Here is a 14,850-nt window from a genome sequence, read left to right on the forward strand (position 1 = left end):
GGGGTGCCATGGGGCGATTATCGCTGGCTGGGAGGGACACGGGTGCCACGGATCCTCGTACGGTGTCGCGACTCGTCGTACCGTTGCCGCCGCATCGCCCGGCGCCGCGCAGCCGTGACCCGGCGCCCACGGCTCCACCGGCCGCACCGGCCGCACCGGCTTCCGCCGCGTCCGCGACGCGGGTGACCCCGAGAGGTCAGGCAGGCTCCGGCTTGTACACGGCCAGCGCCCAGATCACGAAGAAGTCGATGCCGATCATGATGAGCGCCCAGACCGGGGCGTAGGGCAGGAAGAGGAACTGGGCGACCATGCTCAGCGCGGCCAGGAAGATGCCGACCACGCGGGCCCAGCCGGGGGCGCCCTTGAGGAGGGCGGCACCCGCGATGACCCCGAGCGCGCCCAGGATCACCAGGATCCAGCCCCAGCCGGTGAGGCTGATCTTGTACACGTAGTCGTGGACCCGTGCGTACACGTCGTCGGTGGCGATCGCGGAGATGCCCTGCAGGATGGCGAAGATGCCGTTCATCAGCAGGAGGACCCCAGCGAAGACGACTCCGCCGCTGGTCCAGCCGCTGCTCGGCGCCGGCGCCGGTGCCGGATGCGTCTGCTGTGTCATGGGTACGACGATCCGGCCGCCCTCGGCCCCTCACCACGGGGGTTACTCCGAACGGGTGAACCCGGGTCCTGGGTCCCCGGTGGTCACCTGCCGACCGGGCCGACGTACGTCCCCGGGTGGGTCGCGCCGTCCTGGAGCACCACGGCACCGCCGCGCCACGGCAGGTCGTACGAGGTGCGCTGGTCCGGCGCGGTGATGACGACCGTGGTCGGCCTGAACGCGGTGGAGTCGCTCTGGTCCGACGCCAGGTAGGTGATGGTGAAGTGGGCGGAGCCGCCGCTCGCCAGGGTGACCCGCTGCGGGGTGGCGTTGGTGCGCTGCAGCGACCACTGCTGACCGCTGTTGACCAGGTCGACGCCCGGGAAGCCGTAGAGCGTGCAGGAGTGGCCGCTCTTGTTGGTGAGCGCCACGACGGCGTGCTTCTGGCCGCTGCCGCTGCCGGTGTCCGCCCAGGAGTAGCCGAGCCCGGAGGCCTGGCAGGCGGCGACCGAGCCGCCGGAGGTGCCGGAACCGCCCGAGCCGGACGAGCCGGACGAGGTGGCGGAGCCCTTGCTCCCGCCCGTGCCGCTCCCCGACCCGCTGTTCCCGGCCGGCGTGGCCCCGGACCCGGAGCCCGTGGAGCCGGTGGAGCCCGTGGAGCCGGTCGAGCCGCCGGAGCCCGTGGAACCGCCGGTGCCGGACGCGTCGCCCGCCGCCGGGGCCGCCGTACCGCCGTCGGAGGTGACGGAGCCGGCCGCGGTGCCGTTGCACGCGGACAGCAGGGCCATCAGTGCGGCGGCGCCGGTCAGCGCGGCGGCGGTCTTGCGGAGGTTGCGGCGACGGTTCGACATGGGGTCCCCCAGCGGTGGTGTTCTCCCCGGCTCTCTGCCGGACACCTCTTTCGATGCGGCCCCGGGCAGGGAAGTTCGGGGCCCGCCGTCACGGGACCGTCGTGGTCGTGTCACGCGCGCCGTTACAGAATCCGGTACCGAATCCGGTACCGAATCCGGCGGGTCAACTCCCCTGTGACATCAGGCCATCCAGAAGAACACCGCCGTCATCCGCTTCTCCTCCAGCGTCTTGCCGGCGTAACCGGTGGCGCTGTGCACGAGGTTGGCGTTGTAGAGGAGCAGTCGGTTGTACCGGTGCGGGACGCGGACGTCCTCCTCGAAGTGGTCGCCCGGGACGAACCGGGTCCCCAGCGCCTCGACCAGGTTGTTGTGCGGGGCCTGGACGATGTTGCCGCCGAGCCGGCCGCCGGGCAGCGACTGACGGTAGAAGGCGGTGCCGCAGTCCTTGGCGACACCGGGGTTGAGGTACAGCACCGCCGCGTACCGGCACAGCGCCCGTGAGTCGGTGTGCGGGCGCGGCTCGCTCTCGCCCTCCCCGACGACCTGCACGCAGTTGTGGTTGAGGGTGCCGCCGCCGGGCGCCTGCTGCACCCACAGTTTCCCGGCGCCGGTCGCCTGCTTCACCAGGCCTTCCACGACGGCGAGTTCGGCGGGTTCGAGGCCGGGCATGGTGCGCAGTCCGGGCCAGGTCTCCGAGGTGTACGGGTATCCCTGGACCCAGTCGTCCTTGGCCAGGCAGCGCTCCCGTACGGCGTCCACGTCCGGCAGGACGTCGTCGAACACCCAGTAGTCACGGCCCTTGGTGGGCTTGCGGTAGGGCAGTACGGGCAGCGCGGCGGGGCCACGGCCGGGAGTACGGCCCGGACCACGGCCGGGAGCTGCGCCGTGGGGAACGCGCGGGAAGGGGGGCTGTGGGGGCATGCGGCGAAGCTAGCCCGCGACTTTGTCATGGCCACACTGACCAGGGGAAGTCATCACCCTCCCGTGGTCAAGACATGGGAAGACGGCGCCCCGGACAGAGCAAGGCCTCACAAGTTCTTTGCCAAACCAAAAGGTTTCTGGAGCTTCCGTCATCCGTATTCATCGGCGACCGACCCGCCCCTGCGCGGGATCCCTGACCGGCAGGAGGCACCAGTGCGCTTTTCGCGGAACGCGACGGGAACTCTCTTTGTGGGCGGAGCCCTCAGCCTGACCCTCGCGGCACTGGCCTACCCGAGCATGCTGGGCGTGAACACCGTGTCCAGCGACACGACCCGCGTCATCGCCAACACCCAGTGGGGTCCCCTGACCGAAGGCGACCGTGACTTCGTGGTGAAGGTGCGCGCGGCCGGGCTGTGGGAGTACCCCGTGGGCCAGATCGGCCTGAAGAAGGGTCAGAGCCAGGCGGTCCTCACCGCGAGCAAGCACCTGATCGACGGGCACGCGGCGCTGGACGCCAGCTGCCGCAAGATCGCGCCCATGCTCAACATCACCATCCCGAACCTGCCCTCTCCACAGCAGCAGGGGTTCATCAACACCCTGAACGCGGACAGCGGCAAGAAGTTCGACACGGACTTCGCCAACATCCTGCGGGTCACGCACGGTTCGATCTTCAACACGATCGCCAAGATCCGCTCCACCACCCGGAACACCCTGGTGCGGATCCTGGCCGACCAGGCCAACGCCACGGTCCTGGACCACATCACGGTGATGGAGCAGACCGGCCTGGTCGACTTCCCGTCGGTCCTCTTCCAGGAGACGACCCCGCCGAAGCTGCCCGCCACCGACCTGACCCCGCCGCCTCCGGACGCGGGCCAGCCGCAGGTCGTCCTCACCCCGCCGGTCAACAGCACGACCAGCCCGCCGGCGCTGCCCGGCGAGAACGGCTTCACGGGCAGCGGTGCCGGCGTCGGCACCGGCAACGCCGATGGCAATGCCGGCGCCTCCCCGACCCCCAACCCCACAGCCGGCTAGGCGCCCAGCCACACCGTGGTGTCGGGCGGCAGCGTGCCGTCAAGCGGCAGCGGCACGCTGGCCAGCAGCACTTCGCCCGGCGGCAGCGGCACCGGCGCGTCCGTCACGTTCGTGACGCACCGCCAGCCCTCCGACCGGGCGAAGTGCAGCACCCCGTCCGGCGCCTCGGCCCAGGTCAGCGTCTCGCCCTCGATCAGTTTGCGGCGCAGCCGCAGCGCGGTGCGGTAGAGCTCCAGCGTGGAGCCCGCCGTACCGGCCTGCGTCTCGACGGCGTACGACGCGAACCCCTCCGGCTGCGGCAGCCAGGCACCGCCCGGTCCGAAGCCGTACGACGGCCCGCTCGCCGTCCACGGCAGCGGCACCCGGCAGCCGTCGCGGCCCTTGCGGGCATGGCCGGTCTGTTCCCAGACCGGGTCCTGGAGGACGGCCGCGGGCAGGTCGGCGGCCTCGGGCAGACCGAGTTCCTCCCCCTGGTAGACGTACGACGATCCGGGCAGCGCCAGCATCAGCAGGGTGGCGGCGCGGGCCCGGCGGAGGCCATGCGGAGCATCGATCTCCGGCGCCCGACCGCCGGACAGCAGCCAGGCGTTCTCGTCGGTGCCGGGTGGCAGCATCAGCCGGGAGGCGTGCCGTACGACATCGTGGTTGGAGAGCACCCAGGTGGCGGAGGCGCCGGCCGCACGGGCGGTGGCGAGGGAGCCGGTGATGACCTCACGGAGCGCCTCGGCGTCCCAAGGGGTCTGGAGGTACTCGAAGTTGAAGGCCTGGCCGAGTTCGTCCGGGCGGGCGTACAGGGCGCGGCGGGCGCCGGGCACCCAGGCCTCCGCGACGGCCGTGCGGGGCGGGGTGTAGGCGTCGAAGATCTTGCGCCAGTCCCGGAAGATCTCGTGCACCTCGTCACGGTCCCAGTAGGGGTGCGTGCCGGGCGGTACCCGCTCCAGCGCCTGCTCGCCGGTCGCGCCGAACTCCGCCACGTCCCGCAGCGGCTCGGCGAGGTCCTTCACCAGGGCGTGCGCCACGTCGATCCGGAAGCCGTCGACGCCCCGGTCGGACCAGAAGCGCAGGGTGGTGCGGAAATCGGCGCGGACCTCGTCGTGCGCCCAGTTCAGGTCGGGCTGTTCGGGGGCGAAGAGGTGCAGGTACCACTCGCCGTCCGGGACCCGGCGCCAGGCGCTGCCGCCGAACACCGACTGCCAGTCGGAGGGCGGGAGTTCGCCGTGCTCGCCGCGGCCGGGCCGGAAGACGTAGCGGTCGCGGGCCGCCGAGCCGGGGCCCGCGAGCAGGGCCTCCTGGAACCAGGGGTGCAGATGCGAGGTGTGGTTCGGGACGATGTCGACGATCACCTTCAGACCCAGCCGGTGTGCCTCGGCGACCAGCGCGTCGAAGTCGTCCAGGGTGCCCAGGCGCGGGTCGACGTCCCGGTGGTCCGCGACGTCGTAGCCGCCGTCGGCGAGTTCGGACGGGTAGAACGGGCTGAGCCACAGGGCGTCCACGCCGAGCGCGCCCAGATGGGACAGCCGCTCGGTGACGCCCCGGAGGTCACCGAGCCCGTCGCCGTCCGCGTCGGCGAAGCTGCGCGGATACACCTGGTAGATCACGGCCTGGCGCCACCAGTCGGGGTTCCGGGAGGAGAGGTCGACCACGCGCGTTCCTTTCGGGCGGGACGGAATTCGAGCGGGGGGAAACCGAGAACAAGTCTGTCCATATGGCCGAGAAAGCGAACCTTCCCACCGCGCGGAGCAGATCATTCCCTGTGTGTGGAAGTTGTGATGAACCCCGAACGCCTCTTGCTTCCACGCAGGTTGACAGGCTTCGGCACGTCACACGACCATGGGCGCACACCGTGGCGCATGCGACCAATGAGCCTGGTGTCTCTTCGCTTTCCGCAGCCTCCGCTGCCCTCCTCGCGAGATCCACGATGGGATATCCATGTCCATAACCAGACATGTCACCGCGCACCGCCTGCTGGGGACGGGCCTCGCGTCGTTCGCCCTGTGTGCCGCCTCCGTCGCCGGGGCCTCCGGGGCCTTCGCGCACGGTGCCCCGGGCGGTGACGGCTGGAAGTCCGGCGGCCACTACAGCCCCGGCACCGGAGCCGGCACGGAGACCGGCACCGACAAGTGCCAGTTCTCGGTCGACGGCTCCGACTTCTTCGACTCGGTGAAGGTCGACGACCAGAACCTGAAGGTCACCGACGACGGCAAGGTCCACATCAAGGTGCGCGCCGCCGCCGACGCCACGAGCTGCACCGCCTCGCTCGCCTCCTACCTGGCCCACGGCGCCACCTTCGCCACCTCCGGCGAGCAGATCTTCGTCGACTTCGACTCGGTGACGGTCAAGCAGGGCCAGACCGACTCCCTCGACATCGCGGTCCCGGACGCCGGCTGCTTCGCGCAGATCGACCTCTACCGGGGCGCGGTCAAGTTCGACGGCGAGAAGGACGCGAACGACGGCTTCGAGCACGGCGACCTGCCGGCCGGCCCGGACCACGCGGTCATCAAGGACAAGCTGATCGCGTCCTGGAACGGCGGTACGAAGGACTGCGCGACCGGCGAGTCCTCCTCCCCGTCGCCGACCCCGTCGGCCTCCGCCTCGGAGTCGACCCCGGCCGAGGAGAGCACGCCGCCGGCCGCACAGACCCCGTCGCCGTCGGAGAGCGAATCGACCGGCACGGCCACCCCGTCGGCCTCCGCCTCCGAGTCGACGACCGCCCCCGCGCCGGCCCCGAGCACCAACTCCGGCGGTGGCGGCGACCTGGCCCACACCGGCGCCGACTCCGCCACCCCGATCCTCGCCGGCGGCGCGGCCGTGCTGCTGGCCGGCGGTGCCGCGATCGTCGTCGTCACGCGCCGCCGCAAGGCGACCCGCGCCTGATCCGAGACCCCGCGGACCCCGCAGGCACGTACGCCCCAGCCGTCCTGAACGGCTGGGGCGTACCTGTGCGGACGGGGCTCAGCAGTTCTCGACGTGCCGGACCTGACCCCGCGGGATGCGGACAGGGGTGTCTTGAGTCGGCTTCGGCCTTCGGCCGCCTTCGCCCCTCGGTCGCGGTCGGTCGCGGTCGGCCTAGCCGGTGACGACCGTCTCCAGATACAGCTTCACGTACCGGGCCACGTCCACGTCGAGTGCCACGTCCACCATGGCCTGTTCCCGGCCGCCGCCGTGGATCTCGGCCTCGCCCGGGCGGGGGCGGCGGTCCACGACGGTCTGGCCGCGGGTCGGTCCCGGGGCCAGGGAGACCTCGACCGGGAGCCGGCGGGTGGTCAGGCCGACCGGGTCGGCGACCGCACAGACCGCGCCCGCGTCACCGAGGCCGCCGTCCGCGTCGTCGCCGTCCGGGTCCGGGGCGGCGGGCCGGTGCGCCAGCAGGTCACCGGCGAGCCGGGCGCCCGGTTCCGCACTCGCGCGCAGCCTCCGCACGTCCGCGCCCGGCACCACGACCCGCTGGAAGACGTCCAGGCCGTACATGGTGATCGGCACTCCGGCGGTGAGCAGGATCGCGGCGGCCTCGGGGTCGTGCCAGACGTTGAACTCGGCGACCGGGGTGGCGTTCCCGGTGGCGACCGCGCCGCCCATGAAGACGATCCGCTCGATGTTGCGGGTGACCTCGGGGTGGGTGCGCAGCAGCAGGGCGATGTTGGTGAGCGGCGCGGTCGGGACGAGGGTGACCGGGCGGGGCGAGGTGAGGATCTCGCGGCGGAGCAGGGTGACGGCGTCGACGTCGGCGGGACGGCGGGTGGGCGCGGGCAGCCCCAGGTCGCCCATGCCGTCCGTGCCGTGCACGTGCCTGGCCGACCGGGCCGCCTCGATGAGCGGCCGCTCGGCCCCCCGCGCCACGGGCACGTCCCCGGCCCCGGCCCGCTCCAGCACGGTCAGCGTGTTCCGGACCACCCCGTCCACGTCGGTGTTCCCGGCCACACAGGTCACCGCCCGCAGATCGATCCCCGGGTGCCGCACGGCGAACAACAGGGCGAGGGCGTCATCGACACCGGTATCGCAGTCGATGATCACGGGGATGGGCAGACCAGCCACAGGGGGCTCCTTCCGTCACCCCGACTCTATGCGCCGACCAGAACACCCGAACGAACGGCAGGACAGCCGCCCCCTCACTCGTCCCGCAGTCCGGTCCCCCGCCCCCTCACTCGTCCCACACTCCGGTCCCCCGCCCCCTCACTCGTCCCACAGTCCGGTCCCGCGCCCCGCCACCCGCGCCCCGATCCGCCGCACCAGCTCCGCCGCCGGCAACGCGCCCACCCGCCGCCCGTCCCGCAGCCGTACGGCCGCCAGTCCCGCCTCGGCCTCCCGCGCGCCGATCACCGCCTGGTACGGCACGAGCCGGCCGCCGCGCACCCGCGCGCCCAGACTCCCCTGCCCGGGATGGGCGACCTCGGCCCGCAGCCCGCCCGCGACCGCCGCCGCGACCAGCGCCTCGGCCTGCGCCGACTGCGCCTCGGCGACCGGCAGGACGAGGAGTTGCACCGGCGCCAGCCAGGCCGGGAAGGCCCCGCCGTGCACCTCCAGAAGATGCGCGACGGCCCGCTCCACGCTCCCGATGACGCTCCGGTGCACCATCACCGGCCGGTGCCTGCCGCCGTCCGCCCCGACGTACCGCAGATCGAACCGCTCCGGCTGGTGGAAGTCGATCTGCACGGTGGACAGGGTCGACTCCCGCCCCGCCGGGTCCGCGATCTGTACGTCGATCTTCGGGCCGTAGAACGCGGCCTCCCCCTCGGCCTCCTCGTACGCCACGCCCGCCCCGTCCAGGACCTCCCGCAGCAGGACGGTGGCCCGGCGCCACAACTCCGGGTCGGCGACGTACTTTCCGCCGTCGCCGGGCAGCGAGAGCCGGTGCCGTACGGCGCTGATGCCGAGGTCGGCGTAGGCGCGGGCGATCAGCTCCAGGGCGGCACGGGCCTCCTCTACGGCCTGGTCGAGGGTGCAGAAGATGTGCGCGTCGTTGAGCTGGATGGCCCGCACCCGGGTGAGGCCGCCGAGGACGCCGGACAGCTCGGCGCGGTACATGCCCCCCAACTCGGCGATCCGCAGCGGCAATTCCCGGTAACTACGTGCCCGGGACCGGTAGATCAGCGCGTGATGCGGACACAGACTCGGCCGCAGCACGACCTCCTCCGCCCCCACCCGCATGGCCGGGTACATGTCCTCGCGGTAGTGCGCCCAGTGCCCGGAGATCTCGTACAGCTCGCGTTTGCCGAGGACGGGCGAGTACACATGCCGGTACCCGGCGCGGCGCTCCGCGTCCCGGACGTACTCCTCCAGGGTGTGCCGTACGACCGCGCCGTCGGGCAGCCAGTAGGGCAGGCCCGCGCCCATCAGCGGGTCGGTGTCGAACAGGTCGAGTTCACGGCCGAGTCGGCGGTGGTCGTGCATGGCGGATCTCCTCCGTCAGGGAGGCGAGCGACCCGCGACACGACAAAGCCCCGGGGCGTTCGCCCCGGGGCTTCGGACAGGTCAGGTGTCAGCGCGCCGGGACGGTCTCCGGCGTCGTCGTGGAGGACGGACACGGCTGGGCGCGCTTCATGCGGTCCACGGTAACGAGCGGGGCGGGCGACGGGCCACGGGTTATTCGGCTGCCTCGCCGGGCCGACCCCGCCCGGCGACCGCACCGACGTCACACATTCGTCACAACTCCCCCACGCGATCAGATCATCCGACTGACAGAGGGTCATGATCGGTCATATGACGATGACTTCGGTGCCGAGGAACCTGACCGCGGCCCTCACCGCCGCGTTCCTCGCCGCGACCGCGGCCACGGTCGCGGCCCCGTCCGCGGCGGCCGCGACGGTGCCCAGCTGTTCCACGACCGGTGACTCCACCAACCAGAAGGCCGACATCCACAGCCTGGCGAACCACCGCGGCGTGGTGGTCCTCAAGCTGGACACCAGCGTGAACAGCCTGCCGACCGAGCTGCACGTCGGCTCGTGGACCGTGCCGGTCAGCTGGGTGCCCACCGGTACCGCGAACACCTGGCAGACCGACGGGCCGATCCACCTCGACGCCTACGGCACGTGGGCCGCCTACGCCGACGCGCCGCTCATCCACTACCCGGGTCTGTCCACGGAGCTGTACGGCCTGGTGGACTACACGCTCCAGCCGGTCGTCCAGACGGCCCGCACCGACCGGGCCGCGTCCGACACCGACCACCGGACGGTGACCGTCTCCGGCACGGTGCTCGGCCGCGATCCCTACACCGGGCAACTGCAGCCGTACACGGGCCTCGCGACCGTGAAATGGCTGTCCGAGACCGAGCTGGAGCCCAGCACGACGGACGCCCCGCTGGCCGCCGACGGCACCTTCAGCCAGGCGATCACCGTGGCGGGCGGCGCCTGGGTCTCGGTGACCGCCAACCCGGGCACCGACCCGGCCGCGCACGTCGCGGGCACCGCCGCCTGCACGCTGGCACCGGGCCTCGCCAGGACCGACGGCGCCGTCAGCATCGGCGCCAGGACCTCCGCCTCCCCGGTGCGCTCCGGCGCCACGGTCACGCTGTCCGGCAAGGCGACCTGGACCGAGCAGGTCAGCCCGTACACGGTGCATCCCCTGGCGGGCCGCACGATCCAGGTGAGCTACGCCGACGGGGGCTCCGCTCCAGCGGTCACCACCACCGCGGTGACCGGCGCCGACGGCTCGTACAGCGTGCGGGTCACCGTCACCCGTCCGGGCTCCTTCTCGCTCGGCACGTCCGCGGAAGCCCCCTACCTCAGCAACGCCTGGGCCGACGTCACCCAGCAGGTCCAGATGCCGCTGTCGATCACGGGCTTCAAGACCACGCTGGGCGCCGACCACAAGGCCACCGCCTCCGGCAAGCTGGCCGCGACCGTGAGCCGTTCACCCGGTCTGGGCGGCCAGGCCGTGGACCTGGAGTACTCGGCCGACGGACACACCGGGTGGACCCGCGTGGCCACCGGGAAGGCCAAGGCCGACGGCACCTTCACGATCAGCGCGAGCAACCGCGCCTCCGGCTGGTACCGGGCACACCACCGCGCCTCCACGACCTACCAGGACCAGGTCACCACCGCGGTCAAGAAGTCCCGGACCGCCAGCCGGATCACCACGCTGAAGATCACCCCGCAGCCGGTGGCCAAGGGCAAGACCCTCACCGTGACGGGGGTACTGCAGCACCACACCACGGCCTGGAAGGCGTACGGCGGTCAGCGGGTCACCGTCCTGTTCCGGGCGACCGGCACCACCACCTGGAAGACCGTGACCACGGCGGCCACCAACAGCACCGGCCACTTCACCGCCAAGCCGAAGGCGACCCGCGACGGCACCTGGACGATCGACTACGCGGGCAACAGCACCCACTTCGCCACCCGGTCGGCGCAGGACTTCGTGGACGTCCACTGACCCGGCGACACCGGAGACCGCCCGGGGGAGCCCACCCGAACCCCGGGACTCACCCGGACGGACCGGAGCGGTGGTAGGCGGGCGCCAGTGGTGATGGCGTGATCTCACGCGTCCACCGCTCCTGTTCCCGGAGAGGCCCCCGCCATGAGAGTCATCGCCTCCGGTCTTGCCGTGGCCGGCCTGCTCGCCGTCTCCGCCTGTACGGCCGGCCGGGCGCCGCAAGCGTCCGCCGCGGGCGCCTCCCCCGCGGCGAACGCGACCGCCGCCGAGCGTCCCGCCCCCACCACCCCGGCCGCCTCGCCCGGCACCCCGGCGCTCACCCCCGACCAGGCCCAGGCCGCGCTGGTCGAAGAGGGCGACCTCGGGGTGCCGTGGACGGCCGGCGACTCCACCGCCACCTGGCACGACGGGCTGCTCAAGGCCGTCGCCGGGCAGCCCGACTGCCAGCGCCTGCTCGACGCCCTGTACGCCGACGAGCTGCTCGAACCGGCCGGCCCGCACGCCGTCACCGTCCTCGACGACGGCGACGACAACGCCCAGCTCCGCTACCAGGTCTATGCGAGCCGCGCCGCCGACGTGGACCGGACCCTGGCCTGGCTGCGGGCGGTACCCGGCGTCTGCGGGCGGTTCACCGCGCAGACGACGTCGGCCGGGACCGAGACCGTCCAGGTCGCCGACTCCGGGCTGGCGGCCTTCGGCGAGGCCCGGCAGGGGCTGCGGGTCACCCTCACCACGCAGCCCTCAACGCGCGACGACCCCACCACCCTCACCGTCGACATCGCCGTCGTCCGCGCCGGCGACGACGCGATCGTCCTCACCGCCGGCGCCCTCGGCACCCTCCCGGCGCACACCACCGAACAGACCCTCGACATCGGCGTCCAACGCCTCGCCCAGGTGAGGGAACAGGGCCGGGCACAGGCCTAGCGCCCGTCCTGGCACCCGGCCCCGGCGGTCAGGGGAGGATCGAGTCGACGTACCCGCCGTCCACCCGCAGGGCGCCTCCGGTCGTGGCCGATGCCTGCTCGGAGCTGAGGTAGACGACCATGTGGGCGATCTCCTCCGGCTCGATCAGCCGTTGCAGCAGGGACTGCGGCCGGTACTCGCGCATGAACGTCCGCTGCGCCTCCTCCCACGGCAGCTCCCGGTCCACGAGTCCGTACACGAAGTCCTCGACGCCGCCGGTGTGGGTGGGGCCCGCGACGACCGAGTTCACCGTCACGCCCGTACCGGCCGCCTTCTTGGCGAACCCGCGGCTCACCGCCAGCAGCGCGGTCTTCGACATCCCGTAGTGGATCATCTCGGCCGGGATGACCACCGCCGAGTCGCTGGCGATGTACTGCACGCGCCCCCAGCCGCGTTCGGTCATACCCGGCAGGTACAGCCGTGTCAGGCGTACCGCGGCGAGCACGTTGACCTCGAAGTAGCGCCGCCATTCGTCGTCGCTGAGCTCCAACGGGTCGGCGGCCCCGAAGACACCCAGGTTGTTGACGAGGATGTCCACCTGGGGCAGCAGCTCCGTCGCCCGGGCCGCGCCCTCGTCGGTGGCGACGTCGGCGGCCACGGACACCAGGTCGGCGCCGGGGACCTGCTCGGCCAGCGCCCGCACGCTGTCGGCGACCCGGCGTTCGTCACGGCCGTTGACACCCACGCGGGCGCCGGCCCGGGCGAGCCCCGCGGCGATGGCCGCACCGATCCCCTGTGTGGAGCCGGTGACCAGTGCGGTGCGTCCTGTCAGATCGATATGCATGGGCGGGAGGGTTCCCTTCGTCCACCTGCGAATGCCAGGGTTCGTGTACCGGTGCCTACGGATGCCACCGTCCGTCATGCGGGGCGGCGCGACCCGGCCACCTGGGCCGAACGGGCTACGGCGTCTCGTAGGGGTCCGCCGGCTGCCGCACTGTCCTCGCCGACCTCGCGTCCAGCACCGGCGGCCAGGCCGCGTCCGAACCCAACGTGCCCTTGGGGTGCCAGGTGCCGGTGACGGTGACCCAGGTGTCGGTGAGCGGCGCGTCCTCGCCCCGGATCTCCACCTTGCTGGTGGTGGCGTCGGCGGCGCAGCAGGTGACCATCAGCCGGGTCAGGTACCAGGTGCCGTCGGAGCCGTGCGTGACGAAACCCGTCATCCGGACGGTACGGCCGGTCAGCGAGCGCCAGCTGTCGTAGATCGCCCGCGAGCTGAACCCGGCGAGCGTCGGCGCCACCGGGTTCCCGGCCGGCAGCGCCGGGAAGGCCCCGACCCCCTGCGCCGCCCGCTGCGCCGCCTCGCGCTGGGCGCTGTACGAACCGAGCGCGCCGCCGCTCAACGACCGTGCGCGTCGGGTTTCACGTCCCGTGGCGCCCCGGTCACCACCACCGGGCGGTGGCCGCACCCCCTACAGCGGCGGCTGTGCCGGTGCCGGGCCCAGGGTCGTGGTGCCCGGGGCCGTTCGGTGGCCGAGGCCGGTGCGGTACGCGTCCAGGGCCGCCTCCACCCGGCCGGTGCGGCGCAGCAGGTCTCCCAGCAGCCGGCACAGGTCCGCCAGGTCGCCGGCCGCGCCCGCCCGCTCCAGCAGGCTCAGCGCGCGCACGTAGTGCTCCTCCGCGGCCTCCGTCTCCCGGGCGTCCTCGGCGATGATGCCGAGCAGGCGGTGCGCGGCGGCCGCGTGCACCGCGCCGCGCTCGGAGGAGAAGTCGCCGAGCACGTCGTGCAGCAGCGCGGCGGCCTCCTCGGACTTGTCCCGGCGGTGCAGTACGTCGGCCAGCTCGACGGCCGCCTGGCTGCGGTACAGGGCCGCCCGGGTCTCCGACAGCATCGCCAGGGCTTCCCGCAACTCCCCCTCGGCGCGCTCCAGTTCGCCGTTCTGGGCGTAGACGTAACCGCGCATCCAGTGGCAGTTGGCGAGTTCGGTGCGCAGCTGGAGCTGGCGGTACAGCTCGGCGGCCTTGGCGAGGGAGGCGTCGGCCTCGGCGACCCGGCCCTCGGCGAGCAGGGTGCGGGCGACGGAGCGGTGCATCCGGGCGATCAGCGCCGGGTCGCCGGCCTGCGGGGCGAGGGCGAGGGCGAGTTCGGCGGCCTGGGCGGCGCGGGCGTGGGCGCCCATGTCCATGTACGGGCCGATGGCGGAGGCGTAGAGGAGCAGGAGCGCGTCGGGGTCGTGCAGGCCGCCGCGGTTCAGTTCGTCGAGCGTGGTCTCAAGGAGGTAGACGGCGTACCGGAGTTCACCGGCCAGGTAGTGGCTGACGGCCCGGCCGCGGATCGCCGGGACGCGTACGGGCAGCGGCTCGTCGGCCGTCCGCACCTCGGCCCGCTCGAAGAACTCCCTGGCCTGCCCCAGCTCACCGGTGTCCAGGGCGCACTCGCCCATCCCGAGCAGTGCGGTGGCCTGCTCGACCGCCAGTCCGTGCGCCTCCGCCTCGTCGAAGAGGGCGGCGTACAGGGCGGCGGCCTCCTCGGCGGCGCCGGTGGCCAGGGTGCGCTGGGCCTCGGTGAGCCGCAGCCTGAGGTCGGTGGCGAGATGGGCGGGGCGCCCGCTGGCCAGCTCCTCGAAGCCGACGCCGAGCCGCCCGGCGATGTGCCGCAGCGCCTCGTCGGAGGCGCGCACCCGACCCGCCTCCAGCGTGGAGATATAGGCCGGTGTGTAGGCCGGTTCGGCCAACTGCCGCTGGGTCAGCCCCCGCTCGGTGCGCAGTTGCTGCACCCGTCGCCCGATGGTCTCCGGATCGTCCCGTTCCTGCATTCTGTCACTCCCCCCAACTCCCCCTGGACCCCTTGCCGTTGAGCTCTGTCAGCCCCTAGGTTAAACGGCGAATTAAACACGCTTAACCCGCCCCTGTCGTTGCGAGGTCGCCGTGCTCGGACGCACATCCGCACGCCCTGCCGCACTCCCCCACTCCAGGCTCCGCTCGATCGGAGGGACCGCCACCGTCCGTAGTGTGGCAGCCGCGGTGATCGCCGTGGCCGCGCTCATCACGGCCGCCAACGCGGGGCCCGCCGGAGCGGCGGACAACGGCTCCCGTTCCACCGTGCCGGCCACCGCCGAACACGCGCCGCGCTGACGCGCCCCACCTGCCCCGGCGGGACCGTCCCGGCCCCGCCGGCCGGACTTC

General features: G+C 72.8%; 13 protein-coding genes and 1 pseudogene. 5 read left to right on the plus strand and 9 right to left on the minus strand.

What is annotated here, in order from left to right:
• Positions 1 to 196: 196 nt before the first annotated feature.
• The 3 genes from ABZ642_RS10725 to ABZ642_RS10735 form a co-directional block, all read right to left on the minus strand.
• Positions 197 to 616 carry a hypothetical protein gene (locus tag ABZ642_RS10725; protein ID WP_360480477.1) on the minus strand — a complete coding sequence of 140 codons (420 nt, stop codon included), beginning with the start codon at positions 614 to 616 and terminating at the stop codon, positions 197 to 199.
• An 83-nt stretch (positions 617 to 699) separates the two neighbouring features.
• Positions 700 to 1,446 (minus strand): DUF4232 domain-containing protein, encoded by a 747-nt coding sequence (locus ABZ642_RS10730; RefSeq protein ID WP_360480480.1) that lies wholly within the window; start codon positions 1,444 to 1,446, stop codon positions 700 to 702.
• A 180-nt stretch (positions 1,447 to 1,626) separates the two neighbouring features.
• Positions 1,627 to 2,367, minus strand: a complete 741-nt coding sequence (locus ABZ642_RS10735; RefSeq protein WP_360480483.1) for a DUF6445 family protein — start codon at positions 2,365 to 2,367, stop codon at positions 1,627 to 1,629.
• 249 nt (positions 2,368 to 2,616) lie between these two features.
• Between ABZ642_RS10735 and ABZ642_RS10740 the strand changes: the two genes are divergently transcribed.
• Positions 2,617 to 3,399, plus strand: a complete 783-nt coding sequence (locus ABZ642_RS10740; RefSeq protein WP_360480486.1) for a DUF4142 domain-containing protein — start codon at positions 2,617 to 2,619, stop codon at positions 3,397 to 3,399.
• Here the strand turns inward: ABZ642_RS10740 and ABZ642_RS10745 are convergent.
• Entirely contained in the window at positions 3,396 to 5,042 is a 1,647-nt protein-coding gene (locus tag ABZ642_RS10745) for an alpha-amylase family glycosyl hydrolase (RefSeq protein ID WP_360480489.1), read from the minus strand. The genes ABZ642_RS10740 and ABZ642_RS10745 overlap by 4 nt on opposite strands.
• A 286-nt stretch (positions 5,043 to 5,328) precedes the next feature.
• Here ABZ642_RS10745 and ABZ642_RS10750 point away from each other — a divergent pair, with 286 nt between their 5' ends.
• Complete coding sequence (locus ABZ642_RS10750) at positions 5,329 to 6,273, plus strand: LAETG motif-containing sortase-dependent surface protein (protein ID WP_360480492.1); 945 nt, start codon at positions 5,329 to 5,331, stop codon at positions 6,271 to 6,273.
• Between the two features lie 192 nt (positions 6,274 to 6,465).
• Here the strand turns inward: ABZ642_RS10750 and ABZ642_RS10755 are convergent, their stop codons facing one another.
• A complete protein-coding gene (locus tag ABZ642_RS10755) occupies positions 6,466 to 7,431 on the minus strand; it encodes a nucleoside hydrolase (RefSeq protein WP_360480494.1) in 966 nt (321 codons plus the stop codon).
• Positions 7,432 to 7,569: 138 nt separating this feature from the next.
• On the minus strand, positions 7,570 to 8,787 hold the full coding sequence (thrS, locus tag ABZ642_RS10760; RefSeq protein WP_360480497.1) for a threonine--tRNA ligase: 1,218 nt from the start codon (positions 8,785 to 8,787) through the stop codon (positions 7,570 to 7,572).
• A 309-nt stretch (positions 8,788 to 9,096) separates the two neighbouring features.
• Between thrS and ABZ642_RS10765 the strand changes: the two genes are divergently transcribed.
• Positions 9,097 to 10,764 (plus strand): hypothetical protein, encoded by a 1,668-nt coding sequence (locus ABZ642_RS10765; protein ID WP_360480500.1) that lies wholly within the window; start codon positions 9,097 to 9,099, stop codon positions 10,762 to 10,764.
• A 144-nt stretch (positions 10,765 to 10,908) separates the two neighbouring features.
• A complete protein-coding gene (locus tag ABZ642_RS10770; RefSeq protein ID WP_360480503.1) occupies positions 10,909 to 11,688 on the plus strand; it encodes a hypothetical protein in 780 nt (259 codons plus the stop codon).
• Positions 11,689 to 11,716: 28 nt separating this feature from the next.
• Here ABZ642_RS10770 and ABZ642_RS10775 read toward each other — a convergent pair whose 3' ends face one another.
• From ABZ642_RS10775 to ABZ642_RS10785, 3 genes and pseudogenes are all read right to left on the minus strand, one after another.
• Positions 11,717 to 12,511: an SDR family oxidoreductase gene (locus tag ABZ642_RS10775; protein WP_360480506.1), complete on the minus strand. Its 795-nt coding sequence runs from the start codon at positions 12,509 to 12,511 to the stop codon at positions 11,717 to 11,719.
• A gap of 115 nt (positions 12,512 to 12,626) precedes the next feature.
• Positions 12,627 to 13,055 (minus strand): annotated as a pseudogene (locus ABZ642_RS10780) (TIGR03943 family protein); the annotation flags it as partial.
• Positions 13,056 to 13,136: 81 nt separating this feature from the next.
• Positions 13,137 to 14,480, minus strand: coding sequence for a helix-turn-helix domain-containing protein (locus ABZ642_RS10785; RefSeq protein WP_360480508.1), 1,344 nt, complete (start codon positions 14,478 to 14,480; stop codon positions 13,137 to 13,139).
• A 196-nt stretch (positions 14,481 to 14,676) separates the two neighbouring features.
• Between ABZ642_RS10785 and ABZ642_RS10790 the strand changes: the two genes are divergently transcribed.
• Entirely contained in the window at positions 14,677 to 14,799 is a 123-nt protein-coding gene (locus ABZ642_RS10790; protein ID WP_360480510.1) for a hypothetical protein, read from the plus strand.
• Positions 14,800 to 14,850 lie beyond the last annotated feature (51 nt).

Origin of the sequence: Streptomyces sp. NPDC007157 (assembly GCF_040634235.1) — a bacterium.
In the GTDB taxonomy this organism is placed as follows: Bacteria; Actinomycetota; Actinomycetes; order Streptomycetales; family Streptomycetaceae; genus Streptomyces.

Excerpts from the sequence above, each read along its gene's own strand:
- thrS (WP_360480497.1), bottom strand. The coding sequence starts at position 8,787 with ATGCACGACCACCGCCGACTCGGCCGTGAACTCGACCTGTTCGACACC.
- ABZ642_RS10770 (WP_360480503.1), top strand. The coding sequence starts at position 10,909 with ATGAGAGTCATCGCCTCCGGTCTTGCCGTGGCCGGCCTGCTCGCCGTC.
- ABZ642_RS10725 (WP_360480477.1), bottom strand. The coding sequence starts at position 616 with ATGACACAGCAGACGCATCCGGCACCGGCGCCGGCGCCGAGCAGCGGC.
- ABZ642_RS10730 (WP_360480480.1), bottom strand. The coding sequence starts at position 1,446 with ATGTCGAACCGTCGCCGCAACCTCCGCAAGACCGCCGCCGCGCTGACC.
- ABZ642_RS10785 (WP_360480508.1), bottom strand. The coding sequence starts at position 14,480 with ATGCAGGAACGGGACGATCCGGAGACCATCGGGCGACGGGTGCAGCAA.
- ABZ642_RS10775 (WP_360480506.1), bottom strand. The coding sequence starts at position 12,511 with ATGCATATCGATCTGACAGGACGCACCGCACTGGTCACCGGCTCCACA.
- ABZ642_RS10765 (WP_360480500.1), top strand. The coding sequence starts at position 9,097 with ATGACGATGACTTCGGTGCCGAGGAACCTGACCGCGGCCCTCACCGCC.
- ABZ642_RS10750 (WP_360480492.1), top strand. The coding sequence starts at position 5,329 with ATGTCCATAACCAGACATGTCACCGCGCACCGCCTGCTGGGGACGGGC.
- ABZ642_RS10735 (WP_360480483.1), bottom strand. The coding sequence starts at position 2,367 with ATGCCCCCACAGCCCCCCTTCCCGCGCGTTCCCCACGGCGCAGCTCCC.